Genomic DNA, 20,718 nt, shown 5'->3' with positions numbered 1-20,718 from the left:
ATTGTAAAAAAATTGTCACAAAACAAATTGTAATATCCGGCGGCTTTTACTAGACTGCGCCCCAAATGAACTACTTCGATATTACATATACCGCGCTGGGTGGACTGGCAATCTTCTTCCTCGGGTTGAAGTACCTGTCGGAGTCACTGCAATCGAGCGGGCAGGAAGCCATCAAGCGCATCCTGGCGTCGCTAACCCGTAATCGGGTGATGGCGGTGCTTGCCGGCCTGGGTATCACTGTCTTCGTTCAGTCCAGCTCGATCTCGACGGTGATGACTGTCAGTCTGGTTAACGCCGGCTTGATGGAGCTTAAGCAGGCCATTGGTGTCATCCTCGGCGCCAACATTGGTACGACCGTCACGGGCTGGATCATCTCAATCAAAGTAGGCAAGTACGGCCTGTTTCTGATAGCGCTGGGCATGTATCCCATGTTTGCGGCACAGCGGCAGTGGCTGGCGACGCTGGGCAAGACGTCTGTTGCACTCGGCCTGGTGTTTACTGGCCTGGAGTTCATGAGTGGCGCATTCGTGCCGCTGCGCACAGACGAAGCTTTCATCTCCTATCTCTACCTGTTCGATGCGGATTCACTGTTCAGTCTGCTGGCCTGCGTGGTCCTGGCGTGCCTGCTGACAGTTATCGTACAGAGCAGCTCAGCCATGCTGGGTATTACCATTACTCTGGCCACGACGGGAGTTATCGATTTCAATACGGCGGTCGCTCTGATTATTGGCGAAAATATTGGTACCACCATTACGGCCCAACTGGCCGCCATTGGTGCCAACACGTCAGCGATCCGGGCGGCGCGCGCCCACGCCATCTTTAATATCCTGGGCGCGATAGTACTGGTGGCCGTGTTCCCCTGGTACGTGCAGTTTGTTGATCTGATTGTTGGTGGCGCGGCTGATGAGCTGGATGCAGAAGGCATGCGTCCCTACATCGGTTTCCACATTGCTGTAGCTCATACCATGTTCAATGTGATCAACGTGCTGATCTGGGTACCTTTCATCGGTTTCCTGACCAAAACTGTTATCTGGCTGGTACCGCAGAAAACCGAGAAGGAAAAGCACAAACTCAAGTATCTGGGCAACCGCACTACCATGGCGCCCGAGGTTGCATTGCAGCAGGCCGACCTGGAAATGGACAACATGGTCGAGATTACGCGCGAGATGTTCACCACAACGCGTGAGTACGTGCTCGGCAATGGTCACGACAAGAAGATGTTTGAACGCATCAATCATCTGGAAGACATCACCGACAACATCGAAGAAGAGATGATCAAGTTCATCACTATTGTGATGACCGGTAATCTCAGCCAGGAGCAGTCGGCACGCTCCTATGGTCTGATGCGGATGGCGGATGAAATCGAAAGTATTGCTGATGCTCTGCAGGCCTTCAGTATCTATCGGAGCCGATTGTTCAAGCGCAATGAAGATATCGGCGAAGAGGCCTGGCAGGACATCATGGTTTTCTTCAACGATGTTGAGGCTTACTTCAAGGCAATTCTCAAGGCCCGCCACGAGGACGCTGATGTTGACTCAGTCCGAGCGCTGATCAAGGACTCACGTCCGATCAAGAAACTGGGCAAGCAGATGCGTGACCGACACCTGGATCGACTGCGCGCAGGTCAGTATCCGGCTGTTACGGCGCAGACGTTCAGTGACATGTTCATGTCTCTGCAGCACATCAAGAATCACTCGGTAAATTACATCGAAGCCTACGCCGGCCTCTGACACGTCGACTCCGGAGCATCTGGTGCCTTATCGCTTCCGGCGCCGGAACCAGGGTGGCAGTCCTCGTCAGGTTTTCCTCGCTCCTTGCCACCCTGTCCCCGACGCCTCGATTGAACCAAGGTGCCGCATCTTGCGGCAACTTTGGCCTCAGTTTGTTTAAAGGCAGCGGTCCGGAAGAAGGGTGTCACATCTCGCCCGGATCGCATCCTTTCACCTGGCGCCCGGCGGTGCGGGCCTCGACCTCGCACGCTACGCGGGCTCGGGACTCGAACAGTCCTACCCGCTGATCGGTCGCCAGGCAAAAGGATAAAGCGCGCCCTGATTGGGCGAGCTGCTGACACCCTCCTTCCTCCCCTTGTGCCATCGTCAATCGCAACAAAGCTGCAACAGGCGCCGACTCTGTCTGGACACGGCGCAGAAGCCCGAACGAAGAGGTCTGTGGCCGAATTGCCATCCCAACTACAGAGTACATTGTGTATCCCTTTTGGCTCGCGCTTACCAATCGTGAATTCTGATTGAGCCTTTGATGATAGACAGTGTCGAAACTGGCACAAGGGCAGGGTAGTGGGTGGCAGAATCATGCCCAATCAGGCAGGTTTTTGCTCCTGCAAAACCTGCATTCCCGCCATCCATGGCGGTTGGCGCGTCTATCATTGTGCCGGACACCCGATCAGCGGGCGGGACTGTCTGAGTCCTGAGCGACGCAGTCGCGAAGTCGAGTTCCCCCCCGCCGGGTGTCCGGTGCAAGGATGCGATCCGGGCATGATCTGCCACCCGCTACCCGGACCGCTCTCAAATTGTGCGCAAATTACGGACTGCAAGCGATCAGCGAGAGGTGTGCCGTTGAGCGATGTAGAAGCTGACCAGCGACAGGGTTGCCGCGGTGAGCATCAGCAGCAGCATCGGATAGACCGTGCCGTTGAACATCAGCGCAACCAGCTGCGCCGCCACCGCGGAGAAACCCATCTGCAGAAAACCCGTCAGCCCCGACGCACTGCCAGCCATATCCGGGAACTCATTGATCGCCGCCGCCTGCGCATTGGGTAGCGATATCCCATTCCCGAACGTGGTCAGCGCAATCGGCATGAACAGTGCGAGCGGGTGCAGCAGACCGCTTAGATGCAGGATCAGTGCGACTGAAATGCCTGTGATACTGAGCCACGATCCGCTAGTGATCATGCGTTTGACACCAAATCTGGTTGAGAGCCAGCGGGCCACGTAGTTTCCGGCCATAAAGGCAGAAGGGATCAGCACGAAGTAGTAGCCGTATTCGTTGGGTGGCCGGTTCAGCACCGATACCATGACTTCTGGTGCGGCGGCGATGAAACTGAAGAACATCACAGAGACGAAGGCGACATTCATGGCGTAGGCGCTGAAGATGCGCGAGCGCAGCAAAGTCACGAAACCCTTCAGCATGCTGCCGACACCCGTAAATGGTGTCTGTTTTTTGAGTGTTTCCGGCAAGGCCCGCTGCATGGCAAACAGCATCGTTAGGCTGATGGCAGCAACCAGGTAAAAAATGCTGTGCCAGTCAAACCGGATCATCAGTTCACCACCCACCAGGGGGGACAGCATCGGCATGACCACCATCACCATGACGAGGGTCGCAATGACACTTGCCGCGCGATCGGCGGGGTAGGTGTCGCGCACAATGGCGCGAGCCAGAACCAGCCCCACGGCGCCGCCGGCTGCCTGCACAATGCGCCCAAAAATCAGCCAGCCGATGCTGTCAGCAGCCATACAGAGAATGGAGCCGATGACGGTGATTGATATGCCAGCCAGCATCACTGGACGTCGCCCGTAGCGATCCGACAATGGTCCATAGATCAGTGTTGCTATGGCGATGGATAGCATCGACAGGCTAAGGGTGAGCTGCGCGGTGCCCGTTGATACTTCAAATGTCTCGCGCACGATCGGAATGGCAGGCAGCATGATCTGCATGGCAACAGGGCCAAGTGCTGATGCTGCCGCCAAAAGCACGATCATGCCGCGTGAGAATTCTCGCGGGGAGTCAGACATGTAAGATTATTTCCGTAAGGTCAGGGCCCCAGCACTGCTTCGCGTTGTTGTTGCAGGTTGGAGTTATCCCGGGAACTGATGATGACGCTGGTCCCAAGCAGGGCCAGACGCTGAGAGCGGCTGATATTATAACCCAGCGCGAAGGTCTGGTGTTGGAACTGGCGCATCAGCACTGCGATCTCATCCAACTCCTCATCGTCTTCCTGAAGGGCTGGTCTGTCTTCAGGCCAGTCTCCGGCCTGCACACAGGATAATGAATCGCCCTGCCGGTCGCGCAGACAGAGCGTGGGCTCAGCGTCACCGTCCTGCTGAATGGACACAGCTAAGCCCTGATTGTGCAGCATGAAACGGGGTGAGCGCTGCAGATAGTCACTGAGGTCTGAGCTGAAAGGCGTGTTGCCTGTTGTCAGCGTGACGGGCAGGGCAATATCCAGGCGCCGGAACAGACTGGGATCATGACGCAACGCGTAGGTAAAGTGACCGATGGCCTCTTCATGGCGGTCGTCGCGCCATAGCGCATTGGCCAGGCGGGCACTGACGCGGGCGCGCAACATGACTTCCTGCCCTGGCAGTAAGCGCAGCGCCTGCTCGGCGGATGTCAGCAGACTCTGACGTCGACCCTGACGGGCATGAATCTCACTCTGGTAGGCGAAGTAGTAACCTTCATTCAATGTAAAGGCTCCCTCAGCGGCTGCGGCATCCAGCAGCTCTGCCATGACGCCGGCACCGATCAGGTCAATTAACTCATGTTCCATCCACTCCGGGATATGCACATCCAGTGGGGCGTAAGGCCGCAGTCGACTGACAAGCGTCTGCTCATCGGCGAACAGTGAGGCGGCGAGCCGCCCTGTGCGCCAGGCCTGGAAACGGGCTGCCTGAGCTTCAATCCACAGACGCGCGTTACTGAACCAGGGTCGGGTTGCCATGCGCTCCCTTATCTGTTGATAGCGCATCTGGTGAGCCATGCTGTTAACCAGAGCAGAATAGGAATCTTTCTGGGCCTCATCCGCTGTGTAAGACCCGGTGCGATCCGGCTGGTTCAATGCCGCCTGTGTCAACCGGGCAGCATCGTCGGCATAGCCTGACAGCAGCAGAAATGCGGCACTGACCATAAAATGATCAGCGCGATTCATCACACCAACCAGCGGCGTCTGGTTTTCGCGCCAGACCAGCATGCGATCCAGCGCCTGACGCGCCTCGTCAAACCGGGACTGGTTCATGTACAGGTAAAGTTTGTAGACCCAGGGGTTGCCAACGCTGTCCGGGTCCATACGACGTGAGGCACGATCAAGAAAGTCCTCTGCCTCAGCAAACTGCAGCAGATTTAGAGAGACTTCCGCAGAGTTGAGCAGATGCACAGTATCCAGGTCTTCAAAGCCCTGCGCTGCGGCAATCCCGGTGTCTTCGTTCATGGCGTTCTGACAGGCGGCCAGCGATTCATTGGGTCGCAGGTCTGCCAGTTCCACAGCGCACAGGGTATTCCAGGCGCGACTTCGCTCGCCGGGGCTGTTGCTGGTGCTGAGAACTTTCTCGGCACTTTCACGAGCCTCGTCGTAGCGTTTCATCTTGATCAGTGGCCAGCCACGAAACGACTCGGTGTCCTGCCCGTAAATCTGGCTGATCTTGTCCAGATAAACCAGCGACTCCTCCTGATTGCCGATCAGCTGATGAGCATAGGAGAGCTGGCTGAGCGTCAGGTAGTGCCAGACCAGGTTGCCAGACTCCAGCGCACGTCCCAGTGATGTGTAATTTGTCAGCGATTCGGCAATATTAAGGTGATAAAGCGCTCTGGGCAGGTTGCCTTCAACCCGGAACAGAACTTCGGCAAGTGCGTACTGTGCGCCTGGAGAATCGGGCGCCTCGGCTACCCATTGCTGTGCCAGTTCCCGGGCGCGAACATTCTGGTCGAGTGCCAGCGCATCACATACGGCCAGAGCCTGAGGCTCGGTGATATCGGTCATGCCAAAACACAGACGCGAGGCGCTACGGATTGGGAAGTTGCTCAGATCCTGACCCTGTTCACTGTCCTGTGCCGAAACAAAGGATGGCATGACAAATACTGCGCTTGCCGCAACAGCGCAAAAAAGCTGTCTGCCTGCTTTGCCAAAGCCTGTTGGGGTCAAGTGTCTCATGCAGTGGTCACGCTTGCCTTCTTTAATGTGCTGCGGGCCAGTTGTTCCATCGGCTCGCGCATACAGTCTCGGAGCACTTTGTTGAAATCGGCAATGCCGGGCGCCAGTTCGACACGATGGGCCAGTACATGCGGCAGCAGTGTTTCAAGATCTTCGGCACTGACGTAAGCGCGCCCGCGCAGTGTGGCCAGTACCTGTAGAGCGGGCAGGATCAGCACCAGGCTGCGCGTAGAGTTGCCCTGCAGCACGCGTTCGTCGTCCCGAAGTCTGCGCGATATATCGACCAGGGCAGTTTTTATGGCCTGGGCAATATGTACCTGTTCATCGATGGTGCGTCGCGCGGCAAGAATATCACTGCGGCTGACTTTGACAGCTTCCTGGCTGTGATCGCGCCGTTGCTGCCAGGTGTCCAGAACCTGCAGTTCGGCATCGCGATCGATATGTGCCATGGTGATCTTGAACAGAAAACGGTCAAGCTGTGGCGTCGGCAGAGGGTAAGTGCCCACCAGATCCAGCGGGTTCTGGGTGGCGATGACAAAGAACAGCGAATCGAGTTTATAGGTGACGTTGTCAACGGTTACCTGCTTTTCACCCATGGCCTCAAGCATCGCCGACTGTACTTTGGGCGAGGTGCGATTGATTTCATCAGCCAGGACAACATGCGCAAACAGCGGGCCATAACGAAAGTGGAAGGTGTTGGCGTCAGCATCAAACACGGAGCTGCCTGTGACATCAGAAGGCAGCAGGTCTGGAGTAAACTGGATTCGTCTGAAGGGCACTATTGGTGGTTGTTCCGCAAGTGCTGCCGGCCCTTTGCCATCATCAATGATGGCTTCACCAAGTGCCTTGGCCAGCGTTGTTTTGCCAGATCCGGGGAAATCTTCCAGCAGCACGTGACCATCTGCCATAAGGGCAATCAGCGTCAGGTCTATCACCTCGTCACGTCCAATCACCTGAGCTTTGACAGCCTGCTTCAATTGCTGAAGAACAGTCTGTGCGGCTGACAGCGGCGCAGAAGTTTCCAGTTCAGATCCCTGTGTGTCCATGCCCATCCTCGCTATATGCAAATTGCCATTATCTGTATTTGTAGTTTGCCCGACGGGGTCAGGCTTTAGTGTGTGTAGTACCAGGGTGCCGGGTGCATAGTTCCCAGCAGTCGACGCCAGCGGGGTACTGACTGCGATATTTCAGCAGCGAGTTGTTTACGCAGCCCGTTCCAGTCAGCATTTGCCATGGCATGTCCCGAAACAGATTTCCCTGCCAACGCCAGCGAACCCTGCGGTGACCAGGCGTAGCCTGGTGCCTGCTGAAGATGCCATTGTGTCAGCTGATGCAGCGTCGGGAACTGGGCAGCGTAGCGTCGCGCAAATGCTTCGCGGCTCTCACCGCGACGCCGTCTGACACCGACACTCGCCAGTGTGTCCAGAGCAGCGCGGAACTGGACTCGATAGTGGTCGGAGGTCGGGGTCCAGGCAGGACATTGAGCACGCCATAGACGTACCAGCCATGCCAGGATGATCAGTGTTGCGGCGGCAATGAGAAGGGCTGTCAGCAGTTGTCTGAATGATGGCAGTTCGCTGGTCTGGGACTGTTGCTCCAGGAATCCCTGGAAACTGGCGTCATCACGCAGCATGTCAGCCAGCATCTGCTGCAGCGAATCCTGCGGCTCTGAGGACATATCTACCAGCGTTCGCGACGGGGTTGGGTCGACGATTACCCAGCCCAGGCCATCCAGGTAAATTTCCGGCCATGCGTGACCATGAATAGCCTGGATAAGCAGTGCAGAGCCACCAGCACGGTTGTCCGCCGGTACCGAATAGCCGATGCCCACCCGCGCAGGAATACCCAGGCTGCGATACATGTAGGTCGCTGCGTAGGCAAAGTGGACGCAGTAACCGGTCACATCGCCAAACAGGAAGGAAGCTGCCGGGTCGGTCGCGTAGGCGTGCTGGTTCTCCAGGCTGTAAATACCGTTGTCATCCAGCCAGGCCTTGACGGCGAGCGCCTTGGCATAGGGGTCATCCTCAAAACCCTCGCGCATATTGCTGACCAGATGCTCAGCAAACTCACCGTAGCGGGGGTCGTCCGGCATTGCCAGATACTGTTCCCACTGGGCGACTGTCCAATCGGGTGACCCGGCACGTCTGCCAATGAGGTCCGGGAACTCAAACTGCGGCACCAGTGATTCAACGGTATAGGTCTGGGTAAAGCGCAGACTGTTGGGGTTGGGCGCTGGTTCAAAGCGCACGGGTGCCTCCAGCCCAAACGGGCTGCGGTGTGGTGTCAGCAGGCCGATAGTTGTTGTGACACTGCGGCGCATGTCCTGCGCGGGAATGTGTTCGGATACTGATACTTCACTGGCGGGAAACTGTTCAACCAGGTCCAAGTCCAGGTCGTCCCGCTCTGCTGTCCACAGCAGCGTGCCATTAAACTCTGAGTAGGCAGACTCTCGGAAATAGTAGGCGCCGTTTTCCGGCTCATAATCATCGCGGAACAGCACGATGGCGACGGGCGCTTCCCGGTCATTGGCGTCGTTGTCACCATCCCGGAATGGGTTTTCGGACTGTGAGCCACCGCCAGCGCCCTGACCCGTCAGCCCGAGGTCATCTGTCATCTGTGGAGTGGGCATACCAAAAGTCTGTACATACAGCAGCAGGGAAAGGCAGACCAGGGCGAGTACCGAGAAATGATAGGGCAGCCTGCGTTGGTTACCTTCGAGCATCAACAGGACTGTCAGCGTCAGCACTGCGGCGACACCAACTCCCATCAGAATGTTGGATGGATCCATGCCTCGAATCAGTGCAAAGTCACCGATGAAGTAAGGGCGGTCGATCATGCCGCGCTGGTGCGCGGCGAGCGTGATGACAAATGCACAGGTCACAAACAGCAATTCTGGCACGCTGCCCCAGCTATGGCGTCGTGCGTATAACCGCAGCAGCAGGCCGACACTTGCGGCCAGCACCAGCCAGAAAAGCAGCTGGCCCAGCTGAAAGGCGGGCATGGCACCCAGCCACTGTGCAAGAAATGACTGTCGGGTCAGCAGGTTGGCAACAGCGGTAACCAGCGCCGTGAGAACCATGAGTCCGGCCAGTAGCGCCAGTGACCTGATTTTGAGTACGGCTGTGCCTGATCGGCTGTCGATCCACAGACAGGCCAGCAGGCAGCCCAGAAAGGCCGCTGCAGAGCCGGCCACCGTCGTCAGAGGTGTGCTTAACACCCAGCAGGCGCCTGCCAGCACAAAAGCACGCAGCAACCGGTGAGCGTTGGATACGCGCCTGGCTGAATTATTGCCTGTCGGGGATGCAGCGGAGTGAGACATCATAAGTCCTCGACATTAAACCCTTTTCAGACCCTGGTCAAAAGTCTGACCAGATTGACGATCCACTATCAGTACCCGGGCACCAGCTCCCGTCAACTTCGCCGCCAGAGACTGCAGTTCAGTGAGGCCACTGCCATATTGCTGATAATCGGGCTCATACAGCAGGCGCTGCCACCAGGGAGCTGAGGTCTGTTGGCTGAGGTCGTCTGTCGCCAGCACAACCGTGAAAGGACCACTGAATTTTCGCATCGTTGTTGTTAAAGACTGGACCCAGGCACCCGTCAATGCGGGCGCGAAGACGATACAGGCCGCCTGATTGCCCGCCTGACTGAGTAGAAAGTGGTCGAGTGATCCATTGTTTCCTGACTTGTCATCGCGCTCTGCTGTCTGCCATGAGCCGCATATAAGCGGCAGCGCTGCATTGGCTGTCCTGGCGACCTCGAGGCTGCCGTCAGCTCCGAAAATCCAGGTGTCACCCAGTGCGCCATTGGTCACAGCAAAACGCGCCACGCCAGCAGCAGCTTCATCGCTTTCACCAGACAACAGGTAAGCCAGCGTTCGGTCGGCCTGAAACATGCTTTTTTCCGGAAGGCGAACATTCAGGTGCCTGTTGCGTGCGTAGACGCGCCACATGATGTCGCGGACAGAGTCACCAGGCGCGTAACGTCGAATATCCATACGGTCACCCTCCGGCTTACCACGCATGTCCGGTATACCGTCCTCAGAATCCATCGAGCGCAGCAATGGCAAGTGGCGCAGATTGCCGGTGCGGGGCAGCACCATCAGCGACATCGGCTGTGTCATCCGCCACGAAAAGCGGCACAGACCAAGGACATCGCGTATCGTAAACAGGCGTGTGACCTGCGTGCCCAGACAGCGATGCCCCGGCACGATGATCTCTTCCAGTTGTCCAGAATCGGGGTCGAACTCGACGCGTGTTGTCATGCGACTGGGAGCAACAACCTGCCATTCAAGCGACATCATGGGCAACCAGCTGTGACCGGATAGCTGCAAAGCGGTTTCGTTGGCATAACCGGCCTCCGCCTGCAGCGCCGGCAATGGCGTATTCATGGTGGCTGCCAGCCGCCTGCGCAGCAACAGGCCAGTAACGGTCACCATCACCGCGCTGACCAGCACAATGCTGAGGGCGCATACGGTCAGTGCAAACACAACCAGGTCCATGCGCTGATAGCCAAAGCCGCGCAACGCGGCCAGTGATGCGATCAGAATCAGAACACCGGTGGTGGTAATCGGTATGTGTGGCTGCAGGCGTCGGGTTCGCTGCTGCAACCGGCGCCAGTTGCTGAAAATGCCAGGATAGCGCGATGCGAGGTCGATATGGCTCATGGCGCAGGCTCCTGTTGAGGTGCCTGGTGTGCGCGCTGCACCTGCTCGAGACATTGCGCCATGATGCGATTATTGCAGCTGTGCACGAGATGTCTGGCGTTAAGTAACTGCGGTATTTCAATGACGACCACTACCATCAGCACCATCAGGCCAAAGGCTGATGTCTGCGAGGCATAGACCAGATACAGCCCCCCCAGCGTCAGGCTCAGTGTGATAAGCCCCCGCAGCCAGCGGCGCAGGTAGAAATGATGGATGCCAGTGGGAAATACCCAGTTCAGTGCCCGGTAGGTAGACGGACGCTTGAGGTGCCGCTGTTCCAGCAACTGGTATTGGTGTTTTAGAGGCGGTGGAAGGGCGCGCGCCGTCTCACGCAGCTCATGCTCTTCCAGGTTCAATGCTTTTTCCGAAAACATGCATCGCCTCTTGCCTTGGCATGGCTACTACGTCTGCAGCGGGATCACTGCTGCGCGACAGAACTGAGTTTATCCTGATTTCGCTGCCAGATTACCACGGCTGCCAGAAGTGCCGCTCCAATAATATGATGATAAACGGTAAGTGGAGCCCACAACAGCAGCACAGCCGCCACAGCCAGCATCAGAGCCGTTAACGCATTTAGAGGCCGGTCCAGACGCCACTGAAGTAAACCGGCGGCAGCATACAGCCCTAAACACGACCAGAAGAAAGTATAAAAACGTTCAGGCCAGGTGCCGGAAATCAACGGCGAGTAGGCAAACAGCAGCGGCACCAGGTAGAGTCCCTTGGCGACTTTCCAGGAGGTAATGCCGGTGGCCATGGGTTTGGTACCGGCAATACCTGCTGCGGCAAATGCTGCCAGACAGACAGGCGGTGTGACGTTGCTGTCCTGGGACAGCCAGAAAATGATCAGGTGAGCGCTGAGCAGCATACCGGTCAGCAGCTCGGGGCTGAGTAGTTCCGCGCGTAGCAACTGACGCATCTCCAGTGGCATTTCCCGCAGAGCCACCATGGCATCGCCACCAAACAGGTTTAGCGTCGCAACCACATTGGAGGGCAGGTCGGGGGCACTGAGTGCTTCCATCATCGCATCGCGGGCAATCAGGTCAAACAGGATGGGGGCTGACAGCGTTGCCAGAACGATATACGACGCGGTCACCGGCAGGCCCATGCCCAGTACCAGTGAGGCTATGGCGACCAGCACCAGGCTGATCAGCAGGCTGCCATCTGCCCATTCCACGATCATCAAAGAAAATGCATTGCCGACACCGGTGGTGGTAACCACATTGATGATCAGCCCAACGGCCACCAGCAGCAGGGCGGTGGAGACCATGGTACGGACACCATCGACGGTCGCATCGAAAATGCCCTGCCATTTCATTGGGGTTGGTGACAGCCAGGATGCCACGATCACGGCCAGGATGGCCACGGCAGCTGCCCTGATCGGTGTATATCCTGCAATCAGCAGCCCCACCAGGACGCCAAGCGGAATGATGAAGTGCCAGCCGGTACGCAGGACCGTCCATACGCTGTCGTGGTCACCGATCTTGTCGGCAAACAGACCCAGGCGCTTGGCCTCAATACGCACAAAAAACATGACAGTCAGGTAGTACAGCATGGCTGGCAGCACTGACATGGCGATGATGTGCAGGTAGGGAATCTGTGTGTAACTGGCCATCACAAATGCGCCTGCGCCCATGATGGGGGGCATCAGTGCGCCACCTGTGGAAGAGGCTGCCACCACGCCTGCCGAGAACTGTGGATCGAAACCCGATCGCTTCATCATCGGAATGGTAATGACCCCTGTGGACACAGTATTGGCGACCGCTGATCCGGAAACTGAACCCATCAGACCCGAGCCGATGACGGCGACAAAACCGGCGCCACCGGTAAACCGGCCGGCCAGACAGCGCGCGAAGCTGACAATGAAGTCTCCGGCGCCGGATTTGAGCAGGAAAGAGCCAAACAGGATAAACATGAAGACATAGGTCGCAGAGATGTTGGCCGTTGTGCCAAACATGCCTTCTTCGCTGAAATAACTGCGGTACAGAACGGTTTCCAGGCTGAGTCCTGGAAAGGCGAATACGCCAGTGATATAGCGGCCCATGAACAGGATGTAGCTCAAAGAGATCATGATCAGCACCGGCATGAACCAGCCGGTGGTGCGCCGCGTGAACTCGATGGCAAGCAGCACGGCAGTGGCGGTCACCACGTAGTCGCTCAGTATGAACTCGGCTTCGCGGGCATACAGCGCATCTTCAAAGAAAATCATGTAGCAGGTGACCAGCACTGCCAGAGCAGCCAACACGACATTGACGGCTCTCAGCCAGAGTGGAGGGGCAGCGTGATCGACCGTTGCTTCATTGCCAGACAGGGCGCAAAGAGCGACGAATCCACCAAAGTGAATGGCCGAGAACCACAGTTCCGGGATGGTGGCAAAAACGTTAACGTAGACATGGAACAGGGCAAACAGGAAAGCCGCCCATTGCAGCAAGGGTGATTTCATAGGTCATCGATGCCCGCGGGGCGATCTTCTCCTGGCATGATCAGGCGCTCTGGAATTTCCAGCCCCCGCTCACGATAGTAGCGAATGGCACCGGGATGCAGCGGAGCACCCAGTCCGCGAACGGCGCGCTGCAACTGCATATCCTTGGTGGCGGCGTGTATCTCCTGCAGGGCGCTGAGGTTCTCCCAGATGGTCTTGGTGATCTGGTAAACCACCTCTTCAGGCACATCGGAGCGCGCGGCAAGCACATTGGGGCTGGCGATGGAACGAACCGGCTCGCTCTGATTAGGATAGGTATCTGCGGGAAACTCGTACCAGTCCCACAGGTCATAACGCCGATTGATATCGATAAGGTCCTGCTCAGTGAAATTGAGAAGTGTCAGCTCATCGCCCATCTGCGCGAACGCCTGGGTGATAGCGCTGACAGGCGCACCCGCCGGGACATTCATACCGACCACATTGCCATCCTGGATGGCATTGGCTGCACCACCGTAACCCATCCAGGCCAGTGACATTTTCTCTTCGTAATTGATGCCCAGCGACTCAAGAATGTAACGACCTGTCTGCTCGGCACCGGAATTGCGCGCACCCAGCACAAAGCGTTGACCTGACAGGTTGTCCAGGTCGCGGATAGTGCCGGTTTCGACCAGATCGTTGGTGATGACAAAATGTTCGACGTTTAGCCAGACGGCAGCCACTGATCGCAGGCCTGTCTGTGGACGGCTGATGGGGCCTTCGCCATTCCAGCCCCAAGCTGCGAAAGGACCCTGCAACAGGGCAAACTGGGCCTGGTTGTCACGCAGGAGTTTGATATTTTCCAGAGACCCTGCTGAGCTGATCGCGGACAGTGCGATACCTTCCGGTCCCAGCTGGGATTTGGTGATGGTGGCGATAGCAACTCCAATGGGGTAGTAGGCCCCGCCGGTGGTTGCCGTCGTCAGGATGTATGGACGATTGCCCGCCAGTTCGTCAGAACACGAAGCCAGCGTGAGCAGCCCTGTCAGTATGATTATCAGCCGCATCTTCATGGGCGCTGATATAAGCATATTTCCTGAAAAAGCTCAATCAGCGCCGCAATACAAGGAGCAGATCAGCGTCTGGGTCGCAGCAGATTCCGCATGTCACGGGTATAGGGGACGGCGTAATCGTAGGAGGCGACGATGACATTGTCAGTGGTACGAATCAGCTTGGCGGTGACGAATACGTTTTCATCGGCCGGTGCATAAGTGCCAACCAGCACAATTGGTGCGTTGTGCTGATCGCTGATGTCGTTGACTGTCCGTGATAACAGAAACTCACCTTCATTGCTGTCGATGTAGATATTGTCACGCATCAGGATTTCAACGAAGGAAAAGCCCTCAATAACAAACTGGGAAACCAGTTGCTGCGAGGCCATCCTGCCGAAAGTCGATGAGGTGCTCAACTCATTCACATCGGCAAAGCTGGCGGCAATCATGCGACCATTGGCAGGAAGCTGATCACCCGCCATCATGATCAGATAGCGCGCTGCATCATGGTGAGACGAAATAACACGGTTGTTTGAAGTCTTGATGCCACCGCAGGCAGTGAGTGCCAGCAGCGCGCCAACCAGAATCAGGCTTGAAAAGCGACGAGTCATTGCTTATTCACCTCCCTGATTGCTGACGACCTGAAACTGACGACCCTGACCCTGGTAGTTGTGCTGGTCCTGCGCGCTGAAGTAGTAGATGCGTGAATCAGCGGCCACAATCCGACTGCCGTCATGCAGGCGTGAGTTGACGATGACCTCGGTGATCGCGCCTTCAGTGTCGCGCCACAGGGCATTGAGGATGTCCAGCCCCAGACCAACGGGAATCAGTGCAAGCTCCTGTTCAGTCCAATTGCGGATGTTGGCTGCGAACACTCCAATAGCGAACGTGGCGGATGCTGTGCCGGGTCGGGGTCGCAGTGAGCGTCGATCTTCATGCGTCACGACCTGAATATCATAGTCCACATGGTGTGAAGCTGATTCGCTGGTCAGTGCAACCTGGACATCATTGGAGACCAGCTGGGAAATCAGCAGATTGCGATAGGCTTGCTCGAAAGGACTGCTGGCCGGGCCGGTGTCACGAATGGCGACCAGATGGTTGCTGTCCAGCGCCTGACCAATCATTGTGGCCTCATTGGCCGCCAGCATGTCCCAGTGTGCCGCTGAACGCATGTAGTTCTGGTCAGTGGCAGGGAAAAGTGTTGCACGTGGCTGCGGCGTGTAGCCACTTTGGCAGGCAGTCAGCGCTACCAGCAGTGTAGCCAGTGCTATCAGTCGAGATGATCCCATGACAGTATCCTTGATGTTAGAAATGGCGTCTATGCAGTCAACTACTGCAGATTATAGCGATATCGCCGTCATCCGCGAGCATTCTGTGACTATTTGTACCCTGTATGTACCCTTGTCCATTATCGGCCAAAGCGAGAAATCCCTGAGGGTCGGCATATATGGATATGCTGCGGCGCCTACATTCTGCGATTCTGCTATGATGCTTGCTTGAATGTCAGGCCTGTAAGTTGAACCATTGAGGGTCCAGTTTTGACGTTAGACATTGCTCTCGTCCTGGGAATACTGCTGGTTGCGGTGCTGTTGTTCGCGACGGAAAAGCTGCGCATGGATGTCGTGGCTCTGGCAGTTTTATGCGCGCTAGCGGTACTTGGGCTGGTGTCACCCGAACAGGCAATAGCCGGTTTCAGCCATCCAGCCGTAGTAACCATCTGGGCGATGTTCATCCTGAGTGATGGTCTGACGCGCACCGGTATCGCCGAAGCTCTTGGTCAACGTGTTATTCGCGTTGCGGGAGACAGCGAAATGAAGCTGGTCGCCACCTTCATGTTGCTGGCCGGATTGCTGTCCGGCTTCATGAATAACATAGGTGTGACCGCGCTATTGCTCCCGGTTGTGGTAAGTGTTGCCAGACAGGTTGGAGCTACCCCCTCACGTCTGTTGATGCCGATGGCTTTCGGCTGTCTGCTGGGCGGTGCATTGACACTGATAGGCACGCCCCCGAATCTTCTGGTAAGTACCGCGCTGGAAGATGCCGGTTTTGAAGGTTTCCACTTTTTCGATTTCACCCCCATTGCCGTCCCCATGCTGCTGATCGCAACTGCCTTCGTCGCCCTCGTTGGGCGTCACTGGTTGCCATCAAGAGACCCGGTTGCAGAGACTGGAAGCAGCCGAGACCTGCGCGAGCTGTACAGCCTTCAGGAACGGATTTTTGCTGTTCAGGTTGCCGAGGACTCATTACTGGTGGGCAAACGTCTAGGTGAAACCGGGATGACAGCAGCGGCTGGTTTGATGGTGATTGCACTCAGCCGTGGTGGTCAGACCCAGGCCTTACCGTCGTCAGTCACGCGGCTACAGGCCGGCGATATCCTGCTTGCGCAGGGCCGTCTGGACCGCTTCAAGCTGCTGCGCCAATGGAGTGAGTTGTCTATCGAACGAGAAGCCCCGGTGCTGCATGACCGGCTTCTCGAAGATGCTGCGCTGTATGAGACGACAATTTCTGAGGAACATGGGCTGGTGGGCAGGTCGATCAGGCCCGCTGAGTTTCACGAGCAGACTGGCGGCTGGTTACTTGCTGTGCTGCGTGGCGAAACAGTCCGGCGCACGCATCTGGGTGATTATCAGTTAAAAGCCGGCGACAAAGTGCTGTTTCAGGCACCGGAAAAAGCCCGCAAGTCGATTGAGTCGCGTTATGAGTTTGCTGAGTTGAAGTCTGTCGACAAGGAACAGGTGCAGCATCACTACCAGTTGGATGAGCGCCTTTTGGTGTTGCGCGTACCTCGTGACGGTGCCCTGACGGGTAAGAGCATTGAGGAGATGCGTCTGGGCAAGGCCTTCGACCTGCGCTTGATGGCATTGTTTCGCGCCGGTGACTTCATCCGTCCTATCCCCGCTGAAGCTGAACTGATGGGCGGTGATTTGCTGCTGGTGCAGGGTCGTATTGAAGATTTTGATTTGCTGCGAGGCTTGCAGCAGCTAAAGGTTCTGGATGACGCCACACCCTATCTGAAAGTTTTTGAGCAGGGCAAGCTCGCCATGGTGGAGGCCATCATTCACCCTCACAAGTGGCTCAACAACAAAAAAGTTGCCGACCTGAAGCTGCGAGAGGCCTGGCAGGTCGAAGTCGCAGCGCTATGGCGGGGCGGGCGACCGTATCGTTCCGGCCTCAAGGATATGGAACTGCAACGCGGTGATGCCCTGTTGCTGGTCGCACCACTAAAGCAACTGGCGGCCTTGAATAAAAACAAGGACCTGATCATCCTGGACCCGGTATCCGCGCCAGAGGTCGACAAGTCCCGCGCACCCATAGCGCTAGGCAGTATGCTCGCTGTAGTCGCGATCGCATTGAGCGGGTGGCTGCCGATCTATATTGCTGCTTTGTTGGGTGCTACTGCAATGGTTCTGGGGCGCTGCCTGAGCATGGAACAGGCCTACAAGGCTATCCACTGGCGTTCCATTGTTGTGCTGGTGGGCATGATGCCGTTGGGAGCCGCCATGCAGGGCAGCGGTGCCGCCAACTTCCTGTCCGATCAGCTATTGATGTGGACGGGCAGCCATAATCCCTGGTGGACTATAGCGGGACTGTATTTCCTTTCGGTGATTGGGACATTGATCATCCCGGTGGTGGTCCTTGTCGTGCTGATGGCACCGATAGCGCTGTCCGTCAGTGTTGGACTGGATATCCAGCCGCATGCTGCGATGATGGCCGTCGCACTGGCAGCATCGGCAAGCGTGGCCAGCCCGGTGTCCCATCCTACCAATGTGCTTGTGATGGGCCCGGGCGGCTATCGATTCGTTGATTTCCTGAAGCTCGGCCTGCCACTGACTCTGCTTGTATTCCTGGTAGGCGCGGTGCTTATGCCGATCGTTTGGCCGCTGTAGGCCTCACTTCATCTGTGAGAAATCCGTCGCGGTCATGTATTCACGCTGTACGTTGTCGAGGATGGCACCATCGCGATTGGAGGCCTCATTGACTGCTGCCCACTCCGGGTCTGAGGCGAATGCACGCCAGGAGGCAGATGCGGCTTCCATACTGTCGTGCTTTAGCAGATAAATAAGCGTATTGCCCGACCTGGCTTCGTCAAGGGGAATCCAGTAGCCAATATTGGTCATGCCGTGCTTTTCAAACAGGCCCATGGTGTGGTCGCGAAACCGGGCCAGCAGTTTGTCCAGATTGCCTGGCGTCGACGTGTAGGTTCGCAATTCGAACACCGGCCCTTCCTGGGCGGCAGCGCCGACAGCTGACAGCAGGCTGCCAACGAGCAGAGTTGCGGCGACAAGCGTTTTTATTGATATTTTCACAATCACTTCCTCGCAGTTGAATGGTCCGCGAGAGCGTATCAGATAGATTGCGTTTTCTCTATGGCAATCCGATACCCTGCATGAGTATTGAGGCCATGTGTTGCCGCGACCCTAAGCTTCGTGTCACATTAGCTGTAACTAAAATACCGGAGTCGCCTGCGACATGACACAGGATCAAATCGCCATCCTTGCCATACTGGTCCTGAGCATGGCCATGTTCATCTGGGGACGATGGCGCCATGACATGGTTGCCGGTGCTGCGTTGCTGGCCTGTATTTTGGTGGGTCTGGTTTCTGCGGAGGATGCCTTTGTTGGATTTGGCCATCCGGCAGTAATCACCGTTGCCTGTGTGCTGGTTCTCAGCCATGGGCTGCAGGTGACGGGTGTGGTGGACGCTCTGACGCAACGAGTTCTGCCGTCAAGTGCAGGTCCAACAATCAGCATTTTTGCGTTGACGGCACTGGCTGCTGCACTGTCAGGATTTATGAACAATGTGGGCGCGCTGGCGCTGTTGATGCCTGTCGCGATTCAGGTCGCATCCCGACAACAGATCCCCACCGGTCGTGTTTTGATGCCACTTGCATTTGGCTCCATTCTCGGCGGCACCATGACGCTGATAGGAACGCCGCCTAACCTGATCGTATCCGGTTATCGAGCGGAGGCAGGCCTGGGGTCCTACAGCATGTTCGATTTTTCACCGGTTGGTGTATCGATCACGCTGGTGGGTATTTTATTTGTGGGCCTGCTGGGGTGGCGTATTGTTCCTGCCCGCAAACGCGCTGACACAGCAAGTTTCGAAACTGGCACGTATCTGACAGAAGTGCGGATTGTTGCCGACAGCAAAGCGATAGGCAAAACCATCCGAGAGGTGGAAGTCGCCCTCGAAAAAGAAGACGCCCAGATAGTGGGTATGGTGCGCGGAGATTTCCGGGTCATTGCGCCTTATTCGCGTCGGATTCTTCGTGAACACGATATTCTGGTAATTGAGGCTGAGCCTGAGTCACTCGGTGCGGCACTGGCCAGCCTTGGCCTTAAACTAGAAGAAGAAGTGATCAGCAGCAAGGACAGCGAGGAGGACGACGCCGCCGAATCCGAAAAATCTGTCGGCAAAGGCGAGAATACCAAAAAGGCTGACACTGGCAAGTCTGATAAGCGCGATGCCAAACGAAGCACTTCAGAATCTGAAGATAAGAGTGAAGTAAAAGCCCCCAAGAAGTCAGATGAGCTGATTATTCAGGAGCTGGTAGTCATGCCTGGCTCGCCGATCTCTGGCCGCTCAGCCTCGGATATCGAACTTCGCACGCGTTACGGAATCAATTTGCTGGCCGTGTCGCGCCAGGGGCGTCGATCGATAAAACGGCTGCGATCCACCAGTATTCGTGCCGGCGATGTGCTGTTGATGCAGGGTGTGCCAGAGTCTGTGTCTGGCTTCGCCTCCGACTTTAGCTGTGTGCCACTGGCTGAGCGGGATATTCGCGTGCCAGTCAAAGGACAGGGACTGCTGGCTGGTGGTATTTTTGTTGCCGCCATTATTGTGACGGCCCTGGGCATATTGCCGGTGGCAATCGCATTCGCTGCTGCCGTGCTTGCGTATATGGCATTGCGTATTGTGCCACCCCGCGCGGTGTACAGTTCAATCGACTGGCCAGTGATAGTGCTGCTCGGCGCCTTATTGCCAGTGGCAACCGCCATGGCCTCAACGGGAACTGCCGACCTGCTGGCGCAGCTGTTGCTGGATTCGCTGGCGCAGGGACACCCAGTTATTGCTCTGGCGCTGGTGCTGATAGTAACAATGACATTGTCTGATTTTATGAACAATGCAGCGACGGCTGCCGTGATGTGTCCATTGGCCATCAGTATTGCTGATCAGTTAGGCGTTAACCCGGACTCGTTTTTGATGGCAGTTGCTGTCGGTGCATCCTGCGCATTTTTGACGCCAATCGGACATCAGAACAACACGCTGATTCTGGGCCCGGGTGGTTTCAAGTTTGGTGACTACTGGCGCCTTGGCCTGCCTGTGGAGATTGTCGTCGTGGCTGTCAGTCTGCCGGTGCTGCTTTGGGCGTGGCCGTTGTAAACCGTCGGCGAGTTAGCGCTGTCTGTCATCGCTGGATGGCCCTGGCTGTCCTGATTGCGTTGTTCCAGGGTGTGGTTGCTCCTGCTCTGCAGTGCGCATCAACACCCAGGCGCCGCCGAAGATGGTGCCTATCAGTGTGATTGCCAGGATCATGACCAGTCGGTATGGGATGGCGATATAGACACCACCGAAATAGTCTGCCGCCATGGCCAGAAGATTGACGATAATGATTGCGCTGAAGAAGGTTATCCAGATCAGTTTTTTCATCGGCTTGCGCCTCCGCAGGGCGTCACGATTATTG

Annotated in this window: 15 protein-coding genes; 3 read left to right on the top strand and 12 right to left on the bottom strand. The window is 56.7% G+C overall.

Going from position 1 to position 20,718, the window contains the following annotated elements:
* Positions 1 to 65 precede the first annotated feature (65 nt).
* Positions 66 to 1,730 carry a Na/Pi cotransporter family protein gene (locus QGM61_RS00425; protein WP_237133356.1) on the top strand — a complete coding sequence of 555 codons (1,665 nt, stop codon included), beginning with the start codon at positions 66 to 68 and terminating at the stop codon, positions 1,728 to 1,730.
* A gap of 825 nt (positions 1,731 to 2,555) precedes the next feature.
* Here the strand turns inward: QGM61_RS00425 and QGM61_RS00420 are convergent.
* From QGM61_RS00420 to QGM61_RS00375, 10 genes are all read right to left on the bottom strand, one after another.
* A complete protein-coding gene (locus QGM61_RS00420; RefSeq protein WP_237133357.1) occupies positions 2,556 to 3,749 on the bottom strand; it encodes a multidrug effflux MFS transporter in 1,194 nt (397 codons plus the stop codon).
* Between the two features lie 20 nt (positions 3,750 to 3,769).
* Positions 3,770 to 5,800, bottom strand: a complete 2,031-nt coding sequence (locus QGM61_RS00415) for a tetratricopeptide repeat protein (RefSeq protein WP_281131478.1) — start codon at positions 5,798 to 5,800, stop codon at positions 3,770 to 3,772.
* 77 nt (positions 5,801 to 5,877) lie between these two features.
* Positions 5,878 to 6,927, bottom strand: coding sequence for an AAA family ATPase (locus QGM61_RS00410; protein WP_281131477.1), 1,050 nt, complete (start codon positions 6,925 to 6,927; stop codon positions 5,878 to 5,880).
* Between the two features lie 65 nt (positions 6,928 to 6,992).
* Positions 6,993 to 9,098 (bottom strand): transglutaminase-like domain-containing protein, encoded by a 2,106-nt coding sequence (locus QGM61_RS00405; RefSeq protein WP_281131476.1) that lies wholly within the window; start codon positions 9,096 to 9,098, stop codon positions 6,993 to 6,995.
* A 117-nt stretch (positions 9,099 to 9,215) separates the two neighbouring features.
* Positions 9,216 to 10,547 carry a DUF58 domain-containing protein gene (locus QGM61_RS00400; RefSeq protein ID WP_281131475.1) on the bottom strand — a complete coding sequence of 444 codons (1,332 nt, stop codon included), beginning with the start codon at positions 10,545 to 10,547 and terminating at the stop codon, positions 9,216 to 9,218.
* The gene (locus QGM61_RS00395; protein WP_237133362.1) at positions 10,544 to 10,960 is read right to left on the bottom strand and encodes a TM2 domain-containing protein; all 417 of its coding nucleotides are present in this window, start codon (positions 10,958 to 10,960) and stop codon (positions 10,544 to 10,546) included. Before QGM61_RS00395 ends, QGM61_RS00400 begins: the two co-directional genes overlap by 4 nt.
* Positions 10,961 to 11,004: 44 nt before the next feature.
* On the bottom strand, positions 11,005 to 13,026 hold the full coding sequence (locus tag QGM61_RS00390) for a TRAP transporter permease (RefSeq protein ID WP_281131474.1): 2,022 nt from the start codon (positions 13,024 to 13,026) through the stop codon (positions 11,005 to 11,007).
* Entirely contained in the window at positions 13,023 to 14,072 is a 1,050-nt protein-coding gene (locus QGM61_RS00385) for a TAXI family TRAP transporter solute-binding subunit (RefSeq protein ID WP_237133364.1), read from the bottom strand. The genes QGM61_RS00390 and QGM61_RS00385 overlap by 4 nt, the downstream gene beginning before the upstream one ends.
* A 44-nt stretch (positions 14,073 to 14,116) precedes the next feature.
* Positions 14,117 to 14,644, bottom strand: coding sequence for a FlgO family outer membrane protein (locus QGM61_RS00380; protein WP_237133365.1), 528 nt, complete (start codon positions 14,642 to 14,644; stop codon positions 14,117 to 14,119).
* A 3-nt stretch (positions 14,645 to 14,647) separates the two neighbouring features.
* The gene (locus tag QGM61_RS00375) at positions 14,648 to 15,322 is read right to left on the bottom strand and encodes a hypothetical protein (protein WP_281131473.1); all 675 of its coding nucleotides are present in this window, start codon (positions 15,320 to 15,322) and stop codon (positions 14,648 to 14,650) included.
* A 249-nt stretch (positions 15,323 to 15,571) separates the two neighbouring features.
* Between QGM61_RS00375 and QGM61_RS00370 the strand changes: the two genes are divergently transcribed.
* Complete coding sequence (locus QGM61_RS00370) at positions 15,572 to 17,920, top strand: SLC13 family permease (protein ID WP_237133367.1); 2,349 nt, start codon at positions 15,572 to 15,574, stop codon at positions 17,918 to 17,920.
* Positions 17,921 to 17,923: 3 nt separating this feature from the next.
* Here the strand turns inward: QGM61_RS00370 and QGM61_RS00365 are convergent, their stop codons facing one another.
* Complete coding sequence (locus tag QGM61_RS00365) at positions 17,924 to 18,340, bottom strand: NIPSNAP family protein (RefSeq protein WP_281131472.1); 417 nt, start codon at positions 18,338 to 18,340, stop codon at positions 17,924 to 17,926.
* A gap of 163 nt (positions 18,341 to 18,503) precedes the next feature.
* Between QGM61_RS00365 and QGM61_RS00360 the strand changes: the two genes are divergently transcribed.
* Positions 18,504 to 20,417: an SLC13 family permease gene (locus QGM61_RS00360; protein ID WP_281131471.1), complete on the top strand. Its 1,914-nt coding sequence runs from the start codon at positions 18,504 to 18,506 to the stop codon at positions 20,415 to 20,417.
* 12 nt (positions 20,418 to 20,429) lie between these two features.
* On the opposite strand, the gene QGM61_RS00355 is transcribed toward QGM61_RS00360, so the two are convergent.
* Positions 20,430 to 20,684 carry a hypothetical protein gene (locus tag QGM61_RS00355; RefSeq protein WP_281131470.1) on the bottom strand — a complete coding sequence of 85 codons (255 nt, stop codon included), beginning with the start codon at positions 20,682 to 20,684 and terminating at the stop codon, positions 20,430 to 20,432.
* Between the last annotated feature and the right edge of the window lie 34 nt (positions 20,685 to 20,718).

The organism is Pseudohongiella sp. SYSU M77423 (genome assembly GCF_029911965.1).
Classification (GTDB): domain Bacteria; phylum Pseudomonadota; class Gammaproteobacteria; order Pseudomonadales; family Pseudohongiellaceae; genus Pseudohongiella.
This window is presented reverse-complemented; position numbering and strand designations above follow the sequence as displayed.